19 protein-coding genes are annotated in these 22,401 nt (G+C 48.1%); 13 read left to right on the forward strand and 6 right to left on the reverse strand.

Features of this window, described 5'->3' with window-relative positions; genetic code table 11:
• Positions 1 to 67 precede the first annotated feature (67 nt).
• On the reverse strand, positions 68 to 856 hold the full coding sequence (locus AMS66_RS03960) for an alpha/beta hydrolase (RefSeq protein WP_053779550.1): 789 nt from the start codon (positions 854 to 856) through the stop codon (positions 68 to 70).
• A 221-nt stretch (positions 857 to 1,077) separates the two neighbouring features.
• Here AMS66_RS03960 and AMS66_RS03965 point away from each other — a divergent pair, with 221 nt between their 5' ends.
• From AMS66_RS03965 to AMS66_RS03980, 4 genes are all read left to right on the forward strand, one after another.
• Positions 1,078 to 1,701 (forward strand): YhbD family protein, encoded by a 624-nt coding sequence (locus AMS66_RS03965; RefSeq protein WP_053779551.1) that lies wholly within the window; start codon positions 1,078 to 1,080, stop codon positions 1,699 to 1,701.
• 14 nt (positions 1,702 to 1,715) lie between these two features.
• The gene (locus AMS66_RS03970) at positions 1,716 to 2,441 is read left to right on the forward strand and encodes a polymer-forming cytoskeletal protein (protein ID WP_053779552.1); all 726 of its coding nucleotides are present in this window, start codon (positions 1,716 to 1,718) and stop codon (positions 2,439 to 2,441) included.
• A 56-nt stretch (positions 2,442 to 2,497) separates the two neighbouring features.
• Positions 2,498 to 3,169, forward strand: a complete 672-nt coding sequence (locus AMS66_RS03975; RefSeq protein ID WP_201782141.1) for a hypothetical protein — start codon at positions 2,498 to 2,500, stop codon at positions 3,167 to 3,169.
• Between the two features lie 73 nt (positions 3,170 to 3,242).
• Entirely contained in the window at positions 3,243 to 4,802 is a 1,560-nt protein-coding gene (locus AMS66_RS03980; RefSeq protein WP_053779554.1) for an MDR family MFS transporter, read from the forward strand.
• Between the two features lie 165 nt (positions 4,803 to 4,967).
• Here the strand turns inward: AMS66_RS03980 and AMS66_RS03985 are convergent, their stop codons facing one another.
• On the reverse strand, positions 4,968 to 6,401 hold the full coding sequence (locus AMS66_RS03985) for a VanW family protein (RefSeq protein ID WP_053779555.1): 1,434 nt from the start codon (positions 6,399 to 6,401) through the stop codon (positions 4,968 to 4,970).
• Positions 6,402 to 6,653: 252 nt separating this feature from the next.
• Between AMS66_RS03985 and ftsE the strand changes: the two genes are divergently transcribed.
• The 5 genes from ftsE (at position 6,654) to AMS66_RS04010 (ending at position 12,675) form a co-directional block, all read left to right on the forward strand.
• Positions 6,654 to 7,340, forward strand: coding sequence for a cell division ATP-binding protein FtsE (ftsE, locus tag AMS66_RS03990; RefSeq protein WP_024631580.1), 687 nt, complete (start codon positions 6,654 to 6,656; stop codon positions 7,338 to 7,340).
• Positions 7,330 to 8,247 (forward strand): permease-like cell division protein FtsX, encoded by a 918-nt coding sequence (gene ftsX / locus AMS66_RS03995; protein WP_053779556.1) that lies wholly within the window; start codon positions 7,330 to 7,332, stop codon positions 8,245 to 8,247. Before ftsE ends, ftsX begins: the two co-directional genes overlap by 11 nt.
• 153 nt (positions 8,248 to 8,400) lie before the next feature.
• Entirely contained in the window at positions 8,401 to 9,681 is a 1,281-nt protein-coding gene (locus AMS66_RS04000; protein ID WP_053779557.1) for a murein hydrolase activator EnvC family protein, read from the forward strand.
• Positions 9,682 to 9,815: 134 nt separating this feature from the next.
• A complete protein-coding gene (locus tag AMS66_RS04005; protein WP_053779558.1) occupies positions 9,816 to 11,285 on the forward strand; it encodes a S41 family peptidase in 1,470 nt (489 codons plus the stop codon).
• Positions 11,286 to 11,349: 64 nt separating this feature from the next.
• Positions 11,350 to 12,675 carry a PDZ domain-containing protein gene (locus AMS66_RS04010; protein ID WP_053779559.1) on the forward strand — a complete coding sequence of 442 codons (1,326 nt, stop codon included), beginning with the start codon at positions 11,350 to 11,352 and terminating at the stop codon, positions 12,673 to 12,675.
• Between the two features lie 52 nt (positions 12,676 to 12,727).
• Here the strand turns inward: AMS66_RS04010 and AMS66_RS04015 are convergent, their stop codons facing one another.
• Together AMS66_RS04015 and AMS66_RS04020 are read right to left on the reverse strand one after the other, a co-directional pair.
• Positions 12,728 to 13,417 carry a response regulator gene (locus AMS66_RS04015; RefSeq protein WP_053779560.1) on the reverse strand — a complete coding sequence of 230 codons (690 nt, stop codon included), beginning with the start codon at positions 13,415 to 13,417 and terminating at the stop codon, positions 12,728 to 12,730.
• Between the two features lie 19 nt (positions 13,418 to 13,436).
• The gene (locus AMS66_RS04020; protein WP_053779561.1) at positions 13,437 to 14,705 is read right to left on the reverse strand and encodes a sensor histidine kinase; all 1,269 of its coding nucleotides are present in this window, start codon (positions 14,703 to 14,705) and stop codon (positions 13,437 to 13,439) included.
• 208 nt (positions 14,706 to 14,913) lie between these two features.
• Here AMS66_RS04020 and AMS66_RS04025 point away from each other — a divergent pair, with 208 nt between their 5' ends.
• The 3 genes from AMS66_RS04025 to AMS66_RS04035 are packed head-to-tail and all read left to right on the forward strand — an operon-like array spanning position 14,914 to position 18,222.
• Positions 14,914 to 15,849 (forward strand): ABC transporter ATP-binding protein, encoded by a 936-nt coding sequence (locus tag AMS66_RS04025; protein WP_053779562.1) that lies wholly within the window; start codon positions 14,914 to 14,916, stop codon positions 15,847 to 15,849.
• An 11-nt stretch (positions 15,850 to 15,860) separates the two neighbouring features.
• Positions 15,861 to 17,051 (forward strand): ABC transporter permease, encoded by a 1,191-nt coding sequence (locus AMS66_RS04030; RefSeq protein ID WP_053779563.1) that lies wholly within the window; start codon positions 15,861 to 15,863, stop codon positions 17,049 to 17,051.
• Positions 17,044 to 18,222, forward strand: coding sequence for an ABC transporter permease (locus AMS66_RS04035; protein ID WP_053779564.1), 1,179 nt, complete (start codon positions 17,044 to 17,046; stop codon positions 18,220 to 18,222). Before AMS66_RS04030 ends, AMS66_RS04035 begins: the two co-directional genes overlap by 8 nt.
• 191 nt (positions 18,223 to 18,413) lie before the next feature.
• Here AMS66_RS04035 and AMS66_RS04040 read toward each other — a convergent pair whose 3' ends face one another.
• Positions 18,414 to 19,256: a flagellar motor protein MotB gene (locus tag AMS66_RS04040; protein WP_053779565.1), complete on the reverse strand. Its 843-nt coding sequence runs from the start codon at positions 19,254 to 19,256 to the stop codon at positions 18,414 to 18,416.
• Entirely contained in the window at positions 19,240 to 20,037 is a 798-nt protein-coding gene (locus AMS66_RS04045) for a flagellar motor protein (RefSeq protein WP_053779566.1), read from the reverse strand. Before AMS66_RS04045 ends, AMS66_RS04040 begins: the two co-directional genes overlap by 17 nt.
• Positions 20,038 to 20,206: 169 nt before the next feature.
• On the opposite strand from AMS66_RS04045, the gene uvrB reads away from it, so the two are divergent.
• The gene (uvrB, locus tag AMS66_RS04050) at positions 20,207 to 22,198 is read left to right on the forward strand and encodes an excinuclease ABC subunit UvrB (RefSeq protein ID WP_053779567.1); all 1,992 of its coding nucleotides are present in this window, start codon (positions 20,207 to 20,209) and stop codon (positions 22,196 to 22,198) included.
• The last annotated feature ends 203 nt before the right edge of the window (positions 22,199 to 22,401 follow it).

Below are 22,401 nucleotides of genomic sequence, written 5' to 3' on the forward strand. Positions count from 1 at the left end.
AAAGCAGGCCAGAGAGATTTTTTCTCAGGCCTGCTTTTTTTGTGCATTCATATATTTTAGATTGAACCTAGTCACGTTCGCGCAAAGGCAACCATTTCAGCACATTCTGAATCTTCTCGTCCCAATATCCCCAGTCATGTCCACCTGGTTCTTCCTCGTACGTCAGCTGGAAATCGGTCTGTGCACAAGCCTGACGGAATGCTTGATTCTCTTCATACAGGAAATCTTCTGTCCCACAGCATTGGTAGAGCAAAGGTTTTGGGCCCTGAATGACTTTGCTTTCCTCCAGCAGATGCAGTAGATCATTCTCCGAGCCTTCAATTTTTGGTCCGAAAATACGTTTGAATTCAGCATCACTCACTGCTTTAACGATTCGGTTATCCATATGCGCTACCATGTCGAGCGCTCCCGACAAACTTGCCGCGGCAGCGTATTGATCCGGTTTCCGAAGCGCAAGCTTGAATGCCCCGTAGCCACCCATGGACAATCCGGCAACATAGTTGTCTTCACGTTGGTGAGATAGCGGGAAGAAGGAACGCGCGAGTGCAGGTAGCTCTTCGCTAATGAACGTCCAGTAGCGTCCACCTTCTGCCATATCCGTATAGAAGCTGCGATGTACCTGAGGCATCACAACGGCAATACCGAGGTCCGCAACATATCGTTCGATGGATGTACGGCGCAGCCAGATGGAATCATCATCCGACAGACCGTGCAGCAGATACAGTGTGGGATGTAATCCCTGGTCGGATACGTTCTCCATGCCAATTTGATTATGGGTTTGTTGTGGCAGGATGACATGCATGCTGGTGTTTAGACCAAGCGTGTCAGAATAGAAGTCACACTTAATAAGTGCCATGTATAGGAGAAACCCCTTTCATAAGTCCATTAATGATGTGTTCTGACCCGATCCAATAGGCTGGGATCTGAATCTATAATGGTTCCATAGTGTCTATAATAAACAGGTTATACGCAAAGTCTTTTCATTGCAATAATAAGAAATTCACCAATATGATTTCACCTTCTTTACAACGTAACAATGTTATGTTACGATGTTTTCAACATAAAGGGGGGCCATATATGACGGATGATTTGATCTCCAAAAAAGAATTGCTGGACCTGACGGGCATCTCCTACGGCCAGTTATATCGCTGGAAGCGGAAAAATCTCATTCCGGAGGAATGGTTTATTCGGAAATCGTCCTATACGGGACAAGAGACTTTTTTTCCAAAGCAACAGATTTTATTACGGATTGACAAGATTCTCAATATGAAAGACGGATTGTCGCTGGATGAACTGGCAGACGTGTTTTCACCAACATTGGGTGAAGTGGAAATGTCCGCTCAGCAGCTATTGGAGCGAAACATTGTTTCGAACATTTCGCTTGAGCTGTTGAAAGAAGCAGGTCGGGAGCGGCCGTTGTATGCTTTGGAGCAGATCATGATGCTTTATGTACTCGATAAGCTACTAATGAGCGGAGATATTACCCGACAGGAGGGTACGTTACTGATCGATGTCATGTCCGAGCATTATTATCGTTTCACTGGCAAACCAAGCGAACTGGTGCTTATTCGCAAGATGGGTATCCCTTTATTCATGCTGATAACGGCAGGGACGGAGCTTTATTTTTATAATGGTGTGAAGGTGGTTTTCAGGCAGTCGATGGGGACGTTTATGGAAGAGCTAAAACTCAAATTGGGATAAGGAGTGGATCATATATGGAGGAACGTAATTTGCGCAATGATCTGAACGTAGCGGGCATGAGCCAAACGGCAGGCGGGAATTTTCACCGGGTATCCATTGATGGCATGGCTAAGGTAAACGGTAACCTGGACTGTACCTCTCTGAGTGTGAATGGGACATTGAAGATGCACGGGGCTCTGAGCGCAGAAACTGCAACGATCAATGGTATGTGCACGCTGAACGGCCCCTTGAACAGTTCTCGTGTTCGTGTGGATGGTTTGACAACCATTAATGGAGACCTCCAAAGCCCTGAGCTCGAAGTGAACGGGAAGTGTACCGTGCGCGGTCGGGTAGATGGGGAACGGATCGATATTGGCGGCGTGATTGATATTGAAGGCGATGTACAATGCGAGTCCTTGAACGTACAGGGCAATATTAAAATTAGTGGCTTCCTGAATGCGGGAACGGTAGAGATCAGGCTGCATACATCCTCTTCGGCCAAAGAGATCGGCGGGGAACGCATTGATATTCGTCGTAAGGAACAGACTGGTTTCTGGAAAAGTATTGGTCTGGGCGGTACCCCTTCATTTAAGACATCTTTGATTGAGGGGGATGAAATCGTGCTGGAAGATACCGAGGCTGACATTGTTCGTGGCAACAAGGTTCATATCGGTCGCGGCTGTAACATCAGGTTGGTTGAATATTCGGGTGAACTAGAGATTGATCCAGATGCTAAGGTTGGCAGCAGTCAGCGAATTTAATTTTGATTTGGAGCGAAGGGGATGTGATCGGCTTGAATAACAATTTTGCGAGTTCAATGGATAAAAAACATGACATTAGCATTATCGGTGACGGCAGCTCTTCTGGCGGTGTGTATGGCAAGGTCAAAGTAGTAGGAGATTCCTCATTTAACGACAATCTGCTTTGTGATCAATTCAAATGCACCGGTACATCGGTTATATATGGATCTCTTGAATCAACCGACATCAAAATTACGGGAACCCTTACCCTGAAAGAACGGGCTGCTACTGACAATGAAGATCGGGAGGGCCGTTATGCTTCTAACCTGTATGCAAAAGCTGAACACATGAAAGTGGTAGGCGAACTTCATGTATCAGGCGACTGTCAGGTGGAGGATATAAAGCTGAATGGCCGTTTTACGATAGCGGGTATGCTCAGCGCTGAACAAATGACACTCAAAATCATGGGTCCATCTGAGGTCAGGGAAATGGGTGGCTCCATCATTTCAGTGAAGAGCGGTAAAGGCAAACTGTTCGAAGGTATATTTTCGGGCCAGAAGTCGATTCTCAAGACAGAAATGATCGAAGGCGACGATATTGAATTGGAGTACACAGAGGCGGAGGTTGTTCGAGGGGATAAAATAAAAATTGGCCCAGGTTGCCGAATTGGTACAGTGGAATACCGCTCTTCTCTGCAAATTCATCCGCAATCGGAAGTTTTGGTGCAAAGCAATCGGTCCTTGGACTGATTATCCACCGTAACTTTTCGGATATACTAATTCAGTCATATGAATCGGATGTGAATGGGAGAGATTGAGTACAATGGCTACACGTAAAAATAATATTGGATTGGTGCTGGCAGGGCTGCTGCTGAGCATACTGATGGCTTCGATGGACAATACCATCGTGGCAACAGCTATGGGCGACATTGTCGGGAAGCTGGGTGGGCTCGACAAGTTCGTATGGGTTACTTCTGCGTATATGGTAGCCGAGATGGCGGGTATGCCAATCTTCGGTAAGTTATCCGATATGTACGGACGGAAGAAGTTTTTTGTTTTTGGAATACTGGTATTTATGCTTGGATCCGCATTATGTGGAACGGCAACAACAATCGTCGAGCTGACGATGTACAGAGCCATTCAGGGTATTGGTGCAGGTGCACTGGTACCGATTGCCTTTACGATCATGTTTGATGTGGTCGCACCAGAATCACGGGGCAAATTGGGCGGTTTGTTCGGAGCTGTGTTCGGCTTGTCCAGCGTATTTGGTCCACTGCTGGGTGCTTACATTACGCAGTATGCGACATGGGAATGGGTATTTTATATCAACCTGCCACTTGGTCTGATCGCGTTTGTGTTTATTGCATTCTTCTACAAGGAATCTCATCAGCATCAATCCCAACAGATTGACTGGCTGGGTGCAATCACACTGATTGGTGCGGTGGTCTGTCTCATCTTCGGGCTTGAACTGGGTGGTAAGACTTTTGCCTGGGGCTCATGGCAGATTATTGGCCTTTTCGCTGGATTTGTTGTACTTGCGCTGTTATTCCTGTTTGCAGAAACGAGAGCCAAGGAACCCATCATCTCGTTCGGCATGTTCCGCAACCGGGTGTACTGGTCCAGTAACGTCATTGGCATGTTCAGTGGTGCGGCGTTTATTACAGCATCCGTGTACATTCCAATCTTCATTCAGGGTGTTCTTGGTGGCAAAGCGACAAACTCTGGTCTCGTGTTATTGCCCATGATGCTGGGGTCCGTTGTGACGGCTTCCTTGGGTGGGGTACTGATGACCAAGATCAAATACCGCAACATTATGATCCCTACGCTGGCCTTGCTGGTGGTTGGTCTTGGATTGCTGACAACGCTGGATGAAAGTTCGTCTCTATGGACGATACGTATATTCATGGTGATGGTTGGTCTCGGTGTCGGAGCGTCATTCTCGGTACTCAGCAACGCAGCCATGAACGCGTTTGAACCGCAAAGACGCGGAGCAGCGAGCTCTACGCTTAACTTCTTGCGTTCACTGGGGATGACAATGGGCATTACCATCTTTGGTATCGTGCAGAGCCAGGTATTTACGCGTAAAATGAATGATGCCCTCGCTGGATCAGCGGCGGAAGCGGGTGGCGCGGGTGCTCCGGCTGGCGGCGTGCCTCAGGGAGTGGATCTGAGCGATCCACATGCATTGCTGTCACCAGAGCTGAGAAAGGCGATTCCGCCTCAGGTGCTGGATGCCATTACGCACGCGTTGTCTTCATCCATCGTGCAGCTCTTTGCCTGGGCTGCGATCCCGGCTGCACTCGCGTTGATTGCTGCTTTCTTCATGGGTAAGGAGAAGATGGTTATAGGCGAAGAGCAGGGAGAGTACACAGGCGGACATTAAAAAGGTCTGATCTGATCGATACACCATATGAATCTGAAAAACAAACCAAAGACACATCTCTCAGGAGCCCAGTATGGGAACGGGAGATGTGTCTTTTTGTATTTGTTGTTTATTTCGCTGAGTTGAGCCTATCCATGTGTAATGTGTACTCAAGTGGAAGAAGGATTAAGGCTGCTTCGTGTCGCTGATCCCATCCTCTACGACAGAAGGCTCCTTTGGATCAGGCAGGTTAGTATGACCAGAGCGGGCAATCAGGCGATTCTGGGCTTTGTACGTGTCACGTGTAATGGTCTTGGATTCAACGACTTTGCCATCCACCTTTTTGGTGCGCTGCGTCTCCACAATATATCCGGGCTGACCGTTCTGAAGCACCTGCTGGGCACCGTCAGGCAGCACATTGCTCAATACATATTTAACGGGAACACTTAGCGTCTCAATTGTACGGGATTCCAGTGCATAACTGACGTTCTCCGGGAAGGTGCCGAAAAATTTGACCGTTAAACTTCCACCCTCCACTTTGGCATGAATGAGCAGGGACTTGCCGGTGTTGTTTTTGAACCGAAAATTAATGGAACCTGAGGCAAACGTGGCATCCAGCCCCTTCGGCAAATATTTGACGGGCAGGGAGTGATTGCGACGTTCTACAATGTCCAGTCCAGTTAACAGGGCTGCGTTATAGACTGTGCTCGATACCTGACAGATGCCGCCCCCAATACCAGGGGTTAGCTGCCCATTCACGATGACTGGGGCTTCCCGGAAACCGTAGTCTTCCTCCGCCTTGCGAATGACCTTCTCATAATCAAAAGTACCATTTGGCGGCAAAATCATGCCGTTAACGGCTTGCGCTGCTGCGCTGACGTTATGTATCCGGCCTGCACTGCTGTTTCCAAGACCAGTGGAGAACTGAATGATCTTCCGGTCAATCCCCTCTTGGCGCAGCGAATCGAGAGTCACTTCGGGTTGTAGCGTATGCAATGGCAGCTGAATCAACAGCGGGTTTGGCTTCGCATCATGGTCCAGTGGAGCGAAATCCCGGTGCAGTTTAGCCTGCATCAGGCTCGCAAGTTCATCCCAGGCGATCCGGCTGACGCCCTTTTCCGGGATGTATTGAACTTTGTCACTTGCGGTAATGCGGCGAACAGCGTTCGCGGGTGTACCGAAGGTTTCTTTTTCCCAGGCAGGATTAAGTTGTTCTTGCAATGATTTTGAATTATACGTCAGCTTCAGGGACCACTCCTTAATGAAATGATATCGGGCGTAAGCGCGCTCCCACAGATTGCCTTCATCCAGTTGCTGCACAGCAGTCCGGAAGTCGTCAGCGCTGTAACTTGCGCCTGTCTGGGCGGCGGTGAACGTCATCGTTTTTGGTGCAGGATCTTCAACCTCCAGGGTGATCGGCCACGCCTCCATTTGTTTTAATCGTTCATCCAGTGCCAGTGGAACCTCCTTGCGATTCACACCCTCAACCGACCACTCTCCAACACGTACACCTTCTGGTAGAGCAGGCTGGTTCACGTACATATACAGCAATCCGTAGGACGCCGAACCGATCAAGAGGATTGAGAACAGAACAATGACCGTCAAATGTATTTTTTTCATATCCGTACGCTCCTTTGTACTTCTGTTGTTCCGCATTTCGTAACACTTTCCATATATATGATCCAATGATGGAAAACTTTCGGGTACTCAAAAGGTAACAAATTTGTTACAATAAAATTCATATGAATCCATGCTTCACCATCGAAAAAGGGGCGAAATGGATTTTCCCTGATGAAATTCAGGTCTTTTTAAAGGAAATGCCGGGATTGTGTCGAAATGATAATGGCTAACTATGCAACGGGAAGTGATGATGTGATAGAAATGCAGGACGTGTGGAAGACCTACGCCAATGGTACCCACGCATTACAAGGGGTGTCGGTGAAGATCGACCGCAATGAATTTGTCTATATCGTCGGTCCGTCCGGCGCAGGCAAATCGACATTTATGAAATTAATGTACAGGGAAGAAGTTCCGACCAAAGGACAAATATCCATTAACGGATTTAATATCGGAAAGTTAAAGCCACGCAAAATTCCTTATGTACGCCGGAATATCGGCGTGGTGTTCCAGGATTTTCGACTGCTGCCACGCATGACCGCATTTGAGAATGTGGCATTTGCTATGGAAGTTATTGAAGCGCCGAAGCGTCACATCAAGAAACGAGTGATGGAAGTGCTTGATCTGGTAGGACTGCGCAGCAAGGCGAACCGTGAACCTTCGCAGTTATCGGGTGGGGAACAGCAGCGTATAGCCATCGCACGTGCCATCGTGAACAATCCGTCTGTTATTATTGCGGACGAGCCTACGGGGAACCTTGATCCGGAGACGTCATGGGGCATTATGCAGCTGCTGGATGAAATTAATTTTCGCGGGACAACCATTGTAATGGCGACCCACAACAAAGATATCGTTAATACAATGCGTAAACGGGTTATCGCGATTGAACGGGGACAAATTGTACGGGATCAGATGAGAGGGGAATACGGTTATGAATTTTAGTACTCTCTTGCGTCACGTGCGGGAGGGATTCAAAAACGTATTCCGCAACGGCTGGATGTCCGTGGCCTCCATCATGTCCATTATCGTGTCACTGTTCATTCTGGGTGTGTTCATGCTGCTGGTGCTCAATGTCAATGCCATGGCCAATCAGGTGGATAGCCAGGTCGAGATCAGTACGTATCTCGAACTGAACGTGGATGAGAACTTGCGTAACACGCTGGAGCAGGAAATCAGTGCCATGCCTGAGGTGAGCGAAATTCGTTTTGTCTCCAAAGAAGAAGGACTCAAGGAGTTCCGTGAACGTCTAGGAGAAAGTGCAGACAATGTGCTGAGCGGTTTCGATGTGGATAACAATCCACTGCCGGAGACGATTGAAGTAGAGGTCATTGAACCGGAAACCGTCACTTTTGTGGCGCAAAAAATCGAAGCATTGAACGATAAACACCCGGAGAAGCCGATCATGAAAGTGAACTACGGCAAGGAAACGGTGGAAGTGTTGTTCAAATTTACGAAGCTTGTCCGGAATATCGGATTTATTTTTGTCGGGGGACTGGGTCTGATGTCCATGTTCCTGATCTCGAATACGATTCGCGTAACGATTCTGGCCCGTCGCCGGGAGATCGGCATCATGAAGCTGGTTGGAGCAACCAACACCTTCATTCGTTGGCCTTTCTTTATCGAAGGGGCATTGATTGGACTGATCGGTTCGGCGATTACGGTAGCGGTACTGTTCTTCGGCTACAGCCGTCTGATGGCCACAATTGGTCAGGATGTATTTATGCAGATGCTTAATCTGATTCCGCTCGGCGATATTTGGCTGCTGTTTGGAACACTGTTGATCGGACTCGGTGTGCTGGTTGGTATTTTGGGAAGTACATTGTCCATCCGCAAATCTCTTAACGTTTAATCGAAAAAGAATGGCAAAGCAGGTTCACATATGAACGCTGTTTGACGATATGTAGTAAAGACGGAGTCTTTAGTGTAAAGAAAGCAAAGAACATGCTGTTCACCACCTGTGCAGGTTGCTTTCTTGTGAATTCATAGGATGGGGGATCACATTTTGAAAAAAACAGCTTCGCTGCTGGCCTTAACGTTATTGGTCGGTATGACGCTTCAACCTTCTGACGGATATGCCAAGAGTAGCATTAGCGACATTGATCAGCAGATTCAGCAACTGGAGAGTAAGGCGGCTTCGGCCAAAAAAGAGCAGCAAAAGGCTGCCAGCAACAAAAAGGAAGCCCAGCATTACAAGAACAAGACCAATGCTTACTTGAAAGTAGTCATGGAGCAGATCAATGTGGTTAGTGATGAGCTGGCAAACGTATCCTTGCAGATTGAAAATACGGAAGAGGATCTCCGGACAACGAAAAAAGATCTGGAAGCGGCGGAAGATCGCATTGTAGCGCGGGAGAAACTGCTGGAATCACGTGTACGTCTGATGTATACGGATGGTGCCGTTTCTTATCTCGACGTATTATTAACTTCAACAAGCTTCTCTGATTTCCTGACTCGTGCCGATTCACTGAAAACGATTGTGGATCAGGATCAGCATCTGCTGGATGAACACAAAAAGGACAAGCAGCTCGTCGTGGACAAAAAGGCAGAACTGGATGTGCAATATGCAGAAGCCAAGAGTCTGTACGCGCAGAAGAAACAGCGCAAGTCCCAATTGAATGAGAAGGAACAGGAGAAGCAAGTGCTTCTCGCTTCCTATGATGCTAAAATTGAAGAGTCAGAAGAGTTGACGCAAGAACAGGAAGACGTATTGATGCAGATTGCCAGCAAGCGTTCAGCCCTTTTGCAAGAGAAAAATAAATTGCGTGAACAGCAAGCGGCCGCGGCTGCCAAAGCAAAAGCAGCAGCTGCAGCACGTGCGGCGGCAGCTGCGAAGGCGCCGACCAAGGTCAGCTCAAACAGTAGCAGCAGCACTTCATACTCCAGTGGTAACGGCATCTTTGGGATGCCTGTATCGGGTGCGCGAGTATCTTCCGGGTTCGGACCTCGTATTCACCCGATCACGGGTGAAGTAGGTAAATTGCATGCAGGTGTAGACTTTGCTGTTGCTCAAGGAACGTCCGTTCATGCCGCTTCTGGCGGAATCGTCATTATGGCTGAATGGTATACCGGGTATGGTTACACCGTCATTGTTGACCACGGAGGCGGATTATGGACGCTTTACGGTCATTTGCGTGAAGGCGGATTTAAGGTCAGCAAGGGAGATACGGTAAGCCGTGGCGATATCATTGCTGAATCAGGCAATACAGGCAACTCCACTGGACCGCATTTGCATTTTGAAGTACGTGATAATGGAACAGCAGTGAATCCATTCAACTATTTGTAGTTTTTAGCCAACAGTTGGAATGGAACAAACATATTCCGTACAAGCTAGGCATATACTAAGCTGGCATGTTCAGGGAATGATTCACAGAACAATTGAATTTGACACGCTTCAATACTAAAGGCGGTGACAAACGGATGATGAAGAAAAGATCGGCCCTGCTGCTTGTCATTGTAGCCCTTCTCGGGGGTAGCCTGCTTACGCTGGCACTGATGAGCTCCCCTGGCCTGGCACAGACGACACCAGGTGAAGGACTGCTCGCCAGCGTTACTGGCAGTTCGCAGCAGAAGAACGATTTGAAGAAGATTGAAACCGCGATGGATTTGATCTCAAGCAACTATTATAAAAATGTGGATCGAACCAAACTGATTGATGGTGCGATCAACGGTATGATGGAATCCCTTGGTGATCCGTACTCCAATTATATGGGGCAGGAAACAGCGGCCCAGTTTGAGGAATCGATTGAAGGTTCATTTACCGGAATCGGTGCAGAGGTATCCTCGCAGGACGGAAATGTCGTAGTGGTATCACCGATCAAAGGATCGCCTGCCGAGAAAGCGGGTATTCGCGCGAAAGACATGATCATGTCCGTGAATGGTGAATCCCTGCAAGGTTTGGAATTAAACAAAGCCGTTAACAAAATCAGAGGTCCAAAAGGCAGTGAAGCGAAGGTGCAGGTCAAACGTGCTGGATCTTCCGAGCTGATTGAATTCGTCATTGTGCGTGATGACATTGATCTGGAGACGGTGTACGCCCACATGGAGGATAACGGTGTTGGTGTTATTACAATCACCCAATTCTCGCTGAACACAGGAGATCGCTTTAAGGAAGAACTGGCGAAGCTGGAGAAGCAGAACATGAAGGGCTTGGTCATTGATGTTCGTAATGACCCGGGTGGTGTATTGCAGGTCGTTATTGATATTGCAGAACAATTTGTTCCCAAAGGCAAGGTTATTGTTCAAGTCGAAGACAAGAACGGTAAAAAGGAACAAAGCAAATCGAACGGATCAGGTAAATCATACCCAATTACAGTTTTGATGAACAAGGGAAGCGCGAGTGCGTCGGAAATTTTGGCTGGTGCATTGCAACAGTCGGCAGGCGCAACGCTGGTTGGAGAAAACTCCTTTGGTAAAGGAACCGTACAGACGAGTTATGATAAGCAGATGGGTGATGGCAGCTTGCTGAAGATTACCATCGCGAAATGGCTGACTCCGAATGGAGACTGGATTCATGAAAAAGGCATCAAACCTGATATTGCAGTAGATCAGCCGGATTATTTCTCAGTGGCACCAATTAATAAAGAAAAATTACCTTTGAAATACGACAGCAATAGCACGGATGTGAAAAGTGCGCAGACCATGCTGAGAGGACTTGACTTCAAGCCGGATCGTGTGGACGGATACTATGACCAGAAGACAGAAGAAGCGGTCAAAGCATTCCAGAAGCAGAAAGGCATACAGGCAACAGGCCAGATTGACGAGAAAACCGCGGAATCACTGGAAGCGGCTCTGATTGAACGCATTGCCAATCCTCAATATGATGCACAGCTGAAGCGCGCGATCGAAAATGTCTCAAAGGATATTTCGTCCGCTGTGTCGAAACCATAAAGAAGGCTGATTTTCAGCCTTCTTTTTTTCTGAACCGGCTGAAGGAGAGGGGTGACCGTCCACAATGGAATGGGCTTGGCCATGGTTGACCACATTAGGAGAAGCATTGTTGCAGTTGTTTATTCAGCCGTTTTATTATATTGCGGTAATCTTGATTGCTCTCGTTTATCATCGCCAACTCTTGCAGGAACGTAAATTGTTCCACGTTCGTCTGCATAGCTCGATAACACAGACCATTCGTGCAGTGCTCGGGGGTATTCTGATCGGTGTAATGGTCTCAGTCGTGTCGCTGTTTCTCGGGGCACATCTTACACTGGGCAGCTTGATCTGTATATGGGCAGCAACGTTATTCCTGGCATTATTCCGTATCCGGTACTTATGTTTTGCTTATGCTGTAGGTTTGCTTGGCGTGTTGCAGTTTGGTTTAAATATGGCTTCGGGCTGGCAGCCTGCAGGATGGATGGGAACTGTCACTGAAGCATTACGTGCACTGGACATGCCTGCACTTCTTGTGCTCGCAGCTGTACTACATATCGGTGAAGCACTGATGGTACGTATGCAGGGGGTATCCATGGCATCGCCTTTGCTCTTTGAAGGTAAACGCGGCAAGCTCGTTGGAGGGTACCAGTTGCAGCATTTCTGGCCGATTCCGTTACTGATTCTTGTTCCGGTTACGGGCGGGGCCACATTGCCATGGACCGCCCTGATCAGCGGAGGAAATGGCTACATGCTGGTTGCGCTACCGATTATGTTGGGATTCGGAGAGGTTACTCAAAGTATGCTCCCAGGGAAAAAAGTTCAGATCTCCGCAAAGCGATTGCTGTTATATGGGACAGGGCTGTTAATGCTCAGCCTCCTGGCTGCGTGGTGGTCTCCACTCATGATTGTCGCAGCCTTGGCTGCTTTCATTGGGCATGAGTTCCTGGTGTGGTACAGTGGCTTCGAAGAACAAAACCGCAGCCCGCTGTTTGTTCACCCTGAACACGGCTTGAAGGTGCTGGGTGTCATTCCCGATAGTCCTGCGGAAGACCTGGGGATTGAAGCAGGGGAGACCCTGTACAAGGTGAATGGCGTGTTGGTGCATTCGCCTGAGCAATTACATCGCGCCTTGCGCATGAATCCGGCCTTTTGCAAGCTGGAGGTACGCAATCATCAGGGAGAGAGCAAGTTCATGCAACGGGCGATCTATGAAGGCGAGCATCATCAACTTGGCGTACTCATGGCTCCGGACAATCATGAAGCCTGGGCTCTCCGGTTGCGTCCGCTAACCCTGTTTCATATCGTAAGTCTCAAGTTGTTTGCACGACGACGGAAAGAACAGCATGAGGTTGAAGCTCCACTGGCACTGCCGCCAGCCCCAGTGGGGGAGCAAAGGTCTATAGAGATGTAATAATTAAAGGGTATTTCCTCAACCTATTCAGGCGAAGGAGATACCCTTTTTGCTACTTTTTCAACATGAAAATGGCGATTTGAGTCCGATCACGCAAACTAAGCTTGCCAAGAATATCGGTAACATAGTTTTTGACCGTGCCTTCGCTCAAGAATAGTTTTGCAGCAATTTCTTTATTGGATAGCCCTTCCGAGATAGCCTCTGCAACAGCCAGTTCCATTCGGGTTAGTCCGTATGAATCAATGGGTTCATTTGTCCGAGGCGCTGCAGCAGGACGGAGCAAACTCGCGAGCTTACGAGCAATATCAGGATGAATCAACATATCCCCGTTATGTACTGTCTTGATGCCCTGAATGATCCGGTCAGGGGGCACATTTTTGAGCAAATAACCGCTGGCCCCGTTTTGCAAAGCCTGAATAATATACTCATCATCGTCAAACGTGGTAAGCATCAGTACACGCACGTCAGGGAAGCGTGTCTTAATGATTCGGGTACCTTCAACTCCGTCACAATCGGGCATGCGAATATCCATAAGTACAACGTCGGCAGGTGTTCCTGATTCCAGCAGTTCCAGAGCTTCTCGTCCGTTTGAAGCTGTAGCTGTAACGCTAATACCGGGATCGAGCCCGAGCAGGACTTTGAGACTTTCACGGATAAAGGAATCATCATCCGCAAGTATCAGCCGAATGGACTGAGGTCGGACAGAATGGCTCGAGTTATTTAATTCATTCAGGTCAGACATGAGAAAATCACTTCCTTTTTCAGATCAGTTCAGCTTTGTTCGTCATGGGCAGGCGTGTAATCACCGTATAGGGATAGTCCGGTTTGATCTCCAGTTTCCCTCCAACCAACTGTGTGCGTAGACGCATACCTTCAAGCCCCATGCCGATCCCTGTAAACTCTGCCTTTACACTCGGGTTAGCACGAGATTCTTCATGACTTGCTTTTGTTTGTTCCTTCGTGGAAAGGGTATGGATCTTCCCATCGTTGCTGACAGCCATGCAGATTTCCCTTTCTCCAAATTCCAGTTCCACCGTAATCGTAGTGGCGTTCCCATGACGGAGGGCATTGGTCACAGCCTCTTTGGCATTTTTGTACAAGACGATCTGCATACTGGGATAGAGTACATGTGAATGTCCACGGACTTCGTAAATCGTCTTCACACCCGTTTCCCGGCCAACGTCTTCCAGAAGACGATCCAGTGCGTAGGCATCGGATATATAAGAGCTAGGCCGCAATTTGTGAAGCGTGGTTCGCATGTCATCCATACTGGCGGCCAATTGATCGCGAATCTGTTTCACCATTTCCGTTCCCTGTTCCGGATGTATAGGGATAGTCAGGAGGGCTGCCTCAGACATCATTTTGGTGCGAATCAGGCGGTGACCAATATCATCATGAAGCTGCCTAGATATCCGGGTACGCTCCTCAACCTGTGCAGTCCCTTCAAGCTGCTTCGTGAATTGCAGCAATTGTTCGCGTGCCTCCTGAAGCTCGTAATGTTTACTGCGCAGCTCATCATACACCTGTTCAAGCTGCCCACGGCTGCTCGCGCTTCTAGACCCCTGCCAAGAGAGTGTTGAGGTGATGAGCAGGAGCAAGTTACCTGCAACCCGAGCGATTGTCTCTTGGGTGAAGGGAGTGACCTCGTTTGGGTGAATTGAAAGCCATGCATGAAGCCCCTGTGGTGGGGCGTAATACCAATGTAACGCGATATTGCTGGCGATAAGCTGAATTGCGAGCATTAACCAACGCTGGGCCCCATCCAGTCTGTACATGTACACATAAAGCGCAGATAAGGAGAGGAAAAACATAAATGGGCCATATAGAGCGATCAGCCAGCAGCTGAAAAGGATTTCGGCCACAAGCAGCAAACGCTGCATACTTGAACGGGTGAAGTCCTTCCACACCGCGAGTCCAAGTGCAATGATTATATACAGCGTATAGCTATCTTCTTGTTCCAGTGGTAGCACCAGAATATACAGGACCGCGGGAACTATGAGTAAACCGTATTGCAGCAACCGCATCGGCATATGTCAGAGACATCCTTTATTTTAGAAGTGAAGGTATACCTTCCGGTAAACTATGTCGATTATATCATAGGCCGTTTTCCCAACCGAAGATGACTTAAGTCACCTTTGTTTCATGACCTTTCGTACCTTCGCAGAAGATCACAATTCGTTACAATACAGATATATAATCCAATGGCAGGAAACTGGACGGAAGAGGAGTGTATAATCTATGGCTATGCTTGAAGTGGATCATGTAGTAAAACGATATGGCAGCAAGCTGTCGGTGGATCATTTAAATCTGAGTGTCGGTAAAGGTGAAATTTTTGGATTGCTTGGACCCAATGGAGCAGGTAAAAGTACCACTATTAGCATGATTGCCGGTCTATTAAATATGGATCAAGGTGAAATTCGATTGGATGGCATATCGGTCAAGGAACGGCCACTTGAAGTGAAACGCAAAATCGGGCTGGTACCACAGGATCTGGCTCTATACGAAACGATGACTGCTGCGGAGAATGTAACTTTTTTTGCTCGATTATACGGACTCCGTGGAAAAATGCTTAAAGAAAGAGTGCAGGAATCTCTCGAATTTGTAGGTTTGCAGGACAAAGCGAAGGATGCCCCATCCACTTTTTCTGGCGGTATGAAACGCAGGCTGAACATTGCGTGTGCCATTATGCATCGGCCGGATCTAATCATTATGGATGAACCAACAGTGGGCATTGACCCGCAATCGCGCAATCATATTTTGGAGTCGGTCCGTACGCTTAATCAGATGGGATCAACCATCATTTATACAAGTCATTACATGGAGGAAGTTGCTGCAATCAGTCACCGGGTAGCGATTATGGATCAGGGCCACATCATTGCCTGCGGCACCGAAGCAGAGCTGAGAGAACGGGTTGCATCTGAGGAAAAAATAGTGCTCACCACTTCAGGCGTTGGTCCAGCTGTTGTGGAAGAATTAAAGCTTCACCCCCGTGTGCGGGCGGTAGAAGTATCAGACGATACATTGACCGTTACGCTGCCTTCTGCACAGCAGGATCTACAGGATATGCTCTTCATTTGCAGCAAACATGAAATCTCCATTCAATCGCTCAAGGTCGAAGAGCCTGATCTGGAAACGCTCTTCCTCAATCTGACCGGACGTACGCTTCGGGACTAGGAGGATCTCAGATGAACATATGGCATATTTGCATCTTTGAGTTGAGACGGATTCTAAGAATTCGCTCCGTTCTGTTGAATCTGTTTATTCTGCCGCTGCTGCTCATCTTTATATTGGGTACTGCACTTTCCAGTACAATGGGGACGGCAAAAGAAGCCATACCTGACCCGGTGAGAGTAGGGATCATTCAGACTGAAGAAAATTCCGATTCCGATGCGATCAGCAAAGCTTTGAATACATTTGTGACATCCCCGGCGGTAGCCGACATCATGAAGGTACAGAACATTTCTACGGAGGAAGAGGCTGTAAGTGCACTGCGACGTGGTGACCTGGATTTTGCCGTAATAGTCCCATCCAATTTAGAAGAGCAGATCATGAAAGGGGAGGAGGCGAAGTTGCAATGGATATTGGGGAAAGATGGCACGCTCAATGTCGTGGGGCAGACTTTGTTTACGCGGTTCACGGATGAACTCAACAGCAAGGTCGCTGCGGCAAAAGTGTTAGGTCCTGACGCAGTAGCTGCAATGGCTGAGCGCTCACAGACCAGTAGGGAGAGCTCTTCATATATAACCGTCAGCAGTCCCGGAAAAGCGGGGACCTCTTATAGTGCTTCACAATATTATGCGGCTTCGATGCTCGCCATGTTCATGCTTTACTCGGGCATGACAACCAGCAACAGCCTGTTTGGTGAGAGAGACAAAAAAACGCTAACTCGCCTACAGGCAGCTCCGATTGGCAATGGGGTCATTTTTGCAGGGAAAATTGCAGGCAACAGCCTGATTGCTTTCATGCAGGCCATCATCATCGTACTGATGACGGATTGGTTATATGGTGTGAACTGGGGCACACATCCCTGGCTGATTGTTTTGATCTGTGTGCTAATTACGCTGGCTTCCATGACTCTCGGCGTGATCGTTGCCCTGGTTTGCAAAAATGCCGCATCGGCAAGTGCCGCTCTTCAAGGCATCATTATTGCCATGACGTTTATCAGCGGTGGATTTACACCCATTGCCATTGGTTTTGTACAGCGGATAAGCGAATTTACGGTAAATCACTGGGCTCTGCAAAGTTTTCTGCGGATGATGCTGGACGCTCCCGTAAGTGAGATTATGTACAGCATCATGATGCTTGGTGCGGTATGTGCGGTAATGGTGGCGGTAGCGGCACTAGTCTATAGAAAGGCGGGGTATCGCTATGAATAGCCTGAATATTGCCTGGTTGATGATCCGACGCACGATATTGCGCAAACGGGGTTTCATCACGTTCTTTCTTCTTCCTTGCCTTGTCGTCACAGGAACAATTGCGCTGTTTGGGAGCGAGGAGGGGACACGTGCGGTCATTCCTTATGTAAACGAGGATCAGGGTGCAGCAGGCAGATGGATCTTGGATGAGCTTGTCCGCAAAGAGGAATATCTGCTCAAGCCCATGAATGACGTTGCGGAAGTTAAGGAAGCTATCGCGCAGCAAAGGGGGAGTTCCGGACTCGTTATCCCGGCGCATTATACGGACAATTTACTACAAGGCAAACAGCCTGAAGTTCAGCTGGTAGAACTTCGTGTCAGTGAAAGTTCCTATACGCTGAGAGCTGCGGTTGAAGGTTTGGCGGCGGGTTTGAATCAATCTGCTTCGGCAGTATTGGCAGCGACAGATGCGGCTTCGAGTGAGACTCCTGATCCAGCTCTGGCAGAAGCAAAATTTAAAGAGTTGTTACTTGAACTGGGCAAACATCAAATTTCGGGTGAAGCAACTGAACTGCAGATTTATCCCAAACCGGGTCTGAACAACGTAACCGGATTTACGATCATGTTCATGATGGGTCTGCTGACCAGCACAGTTGCTGTTATTATGGAAGACCGCAGGCAGCGTACGATGGCAAGAGTCTACACGGCTCCGGTCCGTGCCTATGAAATCGCACTGGGCAATTTTCTGGGGAGTTTTGCGATCGGTTTGATCCAAATTGTTTTGGTGCTGGGGATTAGCAGATGGGTGCTTCATTATGATGCGGGGATTCCATTTGGCATCCACCTTCTCATTCTGGCCGCATTTATGCTGGTCTCCATGGGGATTGCGAGTACGGTTGCCGGATTGATTCGTGAATCCAAAAATGCAAACATGCTGAATTCGCTGATCATCACGCCGACGTGCATGATTGGTGGCTGTTTCTGGCCGCTGTCGATCATGCCGGATTATATGCAAAAACTCGCTAATTTTGTTCCGCAGAAATGGGCGATTCAGGCGGTGGAAACGATCTCTGCTGGCGGTACGTTGTCGGACATTGCACTGCCGCTGTTGATTCTGTTTGGCATGGCAGCCATCTTGCTGACAGTGGGTTCTGCGATTCTTCGTCCCAGCCAGCCAGGCGTAGATGCATAATGTATGAAATCGGTTGTATGATGAGGTAATCCATCGGATGCCATTACCATAAAACGAAAAAACAAATGAGCTGCCGTTTTATCAATAGAAGATAGAAGTAATAAACCAAAAAAAACGATCTACTGAATTCAATTCAGCAGATCGTTTTTTTTATAGTAAAGCAAGGATGCTTCTACGCGAAATGTTGGAGATTAAGGCTGGAGTTGACGCAAGACGGTGATTTCCACACGTCTATTTTTTTGCCGCCCTGCAGCGGTGGTATTATCCCCAGTTGGGCGGGTGTCCGCATATCCGGCATATTGAAAACCGTCAGGGTCAAGCTTTTCTTTGTCGATAAAAAATCGCAATACAGACAGTGCGCGTTCACCGGAAAGCTCCCAATTGTCTTTATAGGTAGCATTCGCCCCGACAGGAACGTTATCCGTATGGCCTTCAATGCTGACAACGGTGCTCAGATCACGGAACAGGCTGGCCAATTTGCTCAGTGTGGGTGCAGCATCGCCTTTGAGGGCAGCTTGTCCCTGATCAAACAGGAAGCGGTCACTGAGTGTAATGGAGATGCCCTGAGGCTTGTCCGCAACAAAAATCTGATTTTCCAGTTTATTGTCCTCGATATACTGGGTAATCACATTGAATAGATTTTGTAGTTCCTGCTCCTGTGATCTGAATTGCTCTTCCCGCTCCGTAAGTGGCTGATCATCATTTTCTGTCGTACCTGTCTCGGAGCCGGAAGAAGATCCTCCGCCTTCTCCGGGGTCTTCTCCCTGAATCTCGGAAGGCGGATTTTTGGTAATGGCTTGTCCCGCTGTGCCAGCAATCCCTTCACCTTGGTCAAGCAGGGAGTTGGATTGGTTAAATGTATTTTGCAACGATTGAGTAACCACATCGTATTTACCAGAATCCAGATGGCTCATGGCATACATGATCACAAAAAAGATCAGCAGCAGGGTAATGAGATCGGCATAGGTAATCATCCAGCGATCGCGATGATCTCCAGGTTCACGTTTTCCGCGCCGTTTACTGCGCCGACTCATCCAATCCCTCCTTCACTGCAGGACGTGTGATCTGGCGGTGAGTGAGTGTGAAGGACTCCAGCCGTTTACGCACGAGCTGAGGGTTCTCTCCATTCTGGATGGAAAGCACACCTTCGAGCAGCATTTCCATCGTCTGAATTTCGTCTGCTCCACGGGATTTAATTTTGGAAGCAATGGGTAAAAAGATAAGATTGGCACTGGCGACCCCGTACAGGGTTGCGGTAAAGGCAACAGCAATCGCTGGTCCGAGTCCGGTAGGATCGGTCAGACTGCCGAGTACCTGAATAAGTCCCATCACGGTACCAATGATACCCATCGTTGGAGCATAACCGCCTGCTGATTCAAAGATTTTGGCATAACCTTCATATTTTTGTTCGACGGAATCAATTTCCATCTCCATGATCTGGCGAACAACATCCTGATCTGTGCCATCGACAACCATCTGAATTCCGTCTTGCAAAAATGGATGCGGATGGTCCATCACTTTCCGTTCCAGTGCAAGCACGCCTGAGCGGCGAGCAATTGAAGACATATCTACAAGTTCTTCAACCCACTGGCTTGAGTCATTGTTGCTACGCCCAAAGGCCATGCGCAGAGCAGCCGGAATTGTACGCAGCCGATGTGCAGGGAAACTGGCAACGATTGCAGCAATCGTCCCACCAAATACAATTAGAGCAGCGGTCTTTTGCATCAGACCTGATAATTGGCCGCCTTCCCACAAAAAACCACTAATGACTGCGGCAATCCCGGCAATAATGCCGATAAGTGTTGCAATATCCATAAATTAACCAACTCCTATCTTTACTTCGCGATTGCATCACTTGCATTGACGAGGTATAATTAAACGGGAACAAATATTCCTATTACTATAAGTTTTCCCATATGTAAATTCGGGGAACTTCGACAATATATAGTGACTATTATTTTAGACGATAGGGTGAGATACGGCAATGAGCGATATTATAATGAGCGACAAAACGTTCGAAATTGAGTCAGAGTTTTCTCCCCAAGGTGACCAGCCTTCAGCCATTGAAGAATTGGTGAAGGGGGTTCAGGAGGGGAAGAGATATCAGACGCTGCTGGGTGCAACCGGTACGGGTAAGACGTTCACCATTGCACAGACGATTGCCAAGCTGCAACGTCCCACGCTGGTTATTGCCCACAATAAAACGCTGGCAGCACAGCTTGCAAGTGAGTTCAAAGACTTCTTTCCGAATAATATGGTTGAGTATTTTGTCAGTTACTACGATTACTTTCAGCCAGAGGCCTATATTCCTTCCTCGGATACGTATATCGAGAAGGATTCGAGTATTAACGAAGAGATTGATAAGTTGCGCCATGCGGCTACGAGTTCATTGTTTGAACGCAGGGATGTCATTATTGTAGCGAGTGTATCCTGCATTTATGGTTTGGGTTCGCCGCATTCGTATTCCAGCATGCTTTTATCGCTACGTGTGGGGATGGAGAAACCACGCAATCAGATTTTGTCTCGTCTGGTAGAGATTCAATATCAGCGAAATGACATTAACTTTGTGCGTGGGACGTTCCGCGTTCGCGGCGACGTTATCGAAATTTTCCCGGCATCGAAGGGTGAACATGCGATTCGAGTGGAATTGTTCGGAGATGAAATTGAGAAAATTACGGAGATTGATGTGTTAACCGGAGAACTGGTTGGCGAACGTGAACATATTGCCATCTTCCCGGCGTCTCACTTTGTAACCCAAGAAGAGACGATGAAGGTTGCCCTTGTGAACATTGAGCGTGAACTGGAAGAGCGTCTTGAAGTATTGCGTGATCAGGGTAAATTGCTGGAGGCTCAGCGACTGGAGCAACGTACGCGATACGATATCGAGATGATGAAGGAAGTTGGATTCTGTTCAGGAATCGAGAACTATTCCGGACCACTGACATTCCGCGAGCGTGGCGATACACCTTACACATTAATGGACTATTTTCCGGATGACATGTTGATTGTGGTCGATGAGTCCCACGTGACTCTGCCACAGATCCGTGCGATGTATAACGGTGACCAAGCACGGAAAACAGTGCTGGTGGATCATGGATTCCGTCTGCCATCTGCACTGGATAATCGACCGCTCAAATTTGATGAGTTTGAAGGAAAGATGGATCAGATTATCTATGTATCCGCAACACCTGGTCCTTACGAGATTGAGCATACGGACACGATGGTACAACAGATCATTCGTCCAACCGGTCTGCTCGATCCAATCATTGAACTGCGTCCAACGAAGGGACAGATCGATGACTTGATTGGTGAGATTAATGATCGGATTGCGAAAGACGAGCGTGTATTGATCACGACATTAACGAAGAAGATGTCCGAGGATCTGACGGACTATCTGAAGGAGATCGGAATTAAGGTACGTTATTTGCACTCCGAGATAAAGACGTTAGAGCGTATGGCGATACTACGTGATCTCAGGCTTGGAGTTTTCCATGTACTGATCGGGATCAACTTGCTCAGGGAAGGTCTGGATCTTCCAGAAGTTTCTCTGGTAGCCATTTTGGATGCCGACAAGGAAGGCTTCCTGCGTTCCGAACGTTCACTGATCCAAACGATTGGTCGGGCGGCACGGAACAGCGAAGGTCGAGTCATTCTGTACGGTGACAAAGTGACGGATTCGATGGATAAGGCGATTAAGGAAACGGAACGCCGCCGTGCAATCCAGATTGAATATAACGAAGAGCATGGCATTACACCACAGACGATTCGCAAAAAAGTGCGCGATGTGATTGAAGCAACCAAAGTGGCCGAATCCAAAAAAGACTATCTTACAGGCGCTGCCGAGAAGATGTCGAAGAAGGACCGCCAGGCGCTTATTCAGCGCCTCGAGGCAGAGATGAAGGATGCTGCCAAAAACCTGCAGTTTGAGCGTGCGGCTGAACTTCGCGATGCATTGTTGGAACTTCGCGCGGAATAGCTCGTAAGGGCAGGTTGTTTAGAGATAAGTAGATGTACAGATAGTGAATATGTCGCTGCAAGGATAGATCAGCAACAAGAGAACGGCCGCGTGGCCGTTCTCTTGTTGAGTAAGGAAATCAGTAATCTCTACCGGTAATTAGACATGTTGAAAACTTTAAATCAGGTCTATACTGATAGAAAAGTTGAAATTGGTTAAAAGGT

The sequence above is a fragment of the Paenibacillus xylanivorans genome, from assembly GCF_001280595.1.
GTDB classification, from domain to species: domain Bacteria; phylum Bacillota; class Bacilli; order Paenibacillales; family Paenibacillaceae; genus Paenibacillus; species Paenibacillus xylanivorans.

Bases quoted from the DNA above. Each gene is read 5' to 3' on its own strand.
- AMS66_RS03960 (WP_053779550.1), bottom strand. From the start codon at position 856: ATGGCACTTATTAAGTGTGACTTCTATTCTGACACGCTTGGTCTAAAC.
- AMS66_RS03965 (WP_053779551.1), top strand. From the start codon at position 1,078: ATGACGGATGATTTGATCTCCAAAAAAGAATTGCTGGACCTGACGGGC.
- AMS66_RS03970 (WP_053779552.1), top strand. From the start codon at position 1,716: ATGGAGGAACGTAATTTGCGCAATGATCTGAACGTAGCGGGCATGAGC.
- AMS66_RS03975 (WP_201782141.1), top strand. From the start codon at position 2,498: ATGGATAAAAAACATGACATTAGCATTATCGGTGACGGCAGCTCTTCT.
- AMS66_RS03980 (WP_053779554.1), top strand. From the start codon at position 3,243: ATGGCTACACGTAAAAATAATATTGGATTGGTGCTGGCAGGGCTGCTG.
- AMS66_RS03985 (WP_053779555.1), bottom strand. From the start codon at position 6,401: ATGAAAAAAATACATTTGACGGTCATTGTTCTGTTCTCAATCCTCTTG.
- ftsX (WP_053779556.1), top strand. From the start codon at position 7,330: ATGAATTTTAGTACTCTCTTGCGTCACGTGCGGGAGGGATTCAAAAAC.
- AMS66_RS04005 (WP_053779558.1), top strand. From the start codon at position 9,816: ATGATGAAGAAAAGATCGGCCCTGCTGCTTGTCATTGTAGCCCTTCTC.
- AMS66_RS04010 (WP_053779559.1), top strand. From the start codon at position 11,350: ATGGAATGGGCTTGGCCATGGTTGACCACATTAGGAGAAGCATTGTTG.
- AMS66_RS04015 (WP_053779560.1), bottom strand. From the start codon at position 13,417: ATGTCTGACCTGAATGAATTAAATAACTCGAGCCATTCTGTCCGACCT.
- AMS66_RS04020 (WP_053779561.1), bottom strand. From the start codon at position 14,705: ATGCCGATGCGGTTGCTGCAATACGGTTTACTCATAGTTCCCGCGGTC.
- AMS66_RS04025 (WP_053779562.1), top strand. From the start codon at position 14,914: ATGGCTATGCTTGAAGTGGATCATGTAGTAAAACGATATGGCAGCAAG.
- AMS66_RS04030 (WP_053779563.1), top strand. From the start codon at position 15,861: ATGAACATATGGCATATTTGCATCTTTGAGTTGAGACGGATTCTAAGA.
- AMS66_RS04035 (WP_053779564.1), top strand. From the start codon at position 17,044: ATGAATAGCCTGAATATTGCCTGGTTGATGATCCGACGCACGATATTG.
- AMS66_RS04040 (WP_053779565.1), bottom strand. From the start codon at position 19,256: ATGAGTCGGCGCAGTAAACGGCGCGGAAAACGTGAACCTGGAGATCAT.
- AMS66_RS04045 (WP_053779566.1), bottom strand. From the start codon at position 20,037: ATGGATATTGCAACACTTATCGGCATTATTGCCGGGATTGCCGCAGTC.
- uvrB (WP_053779567.1), top strand. From the start codon at position 20,207: ATGAGCGATATTATAATGAGCGACAAAACGTTCGAAATTGAGTCAGAG.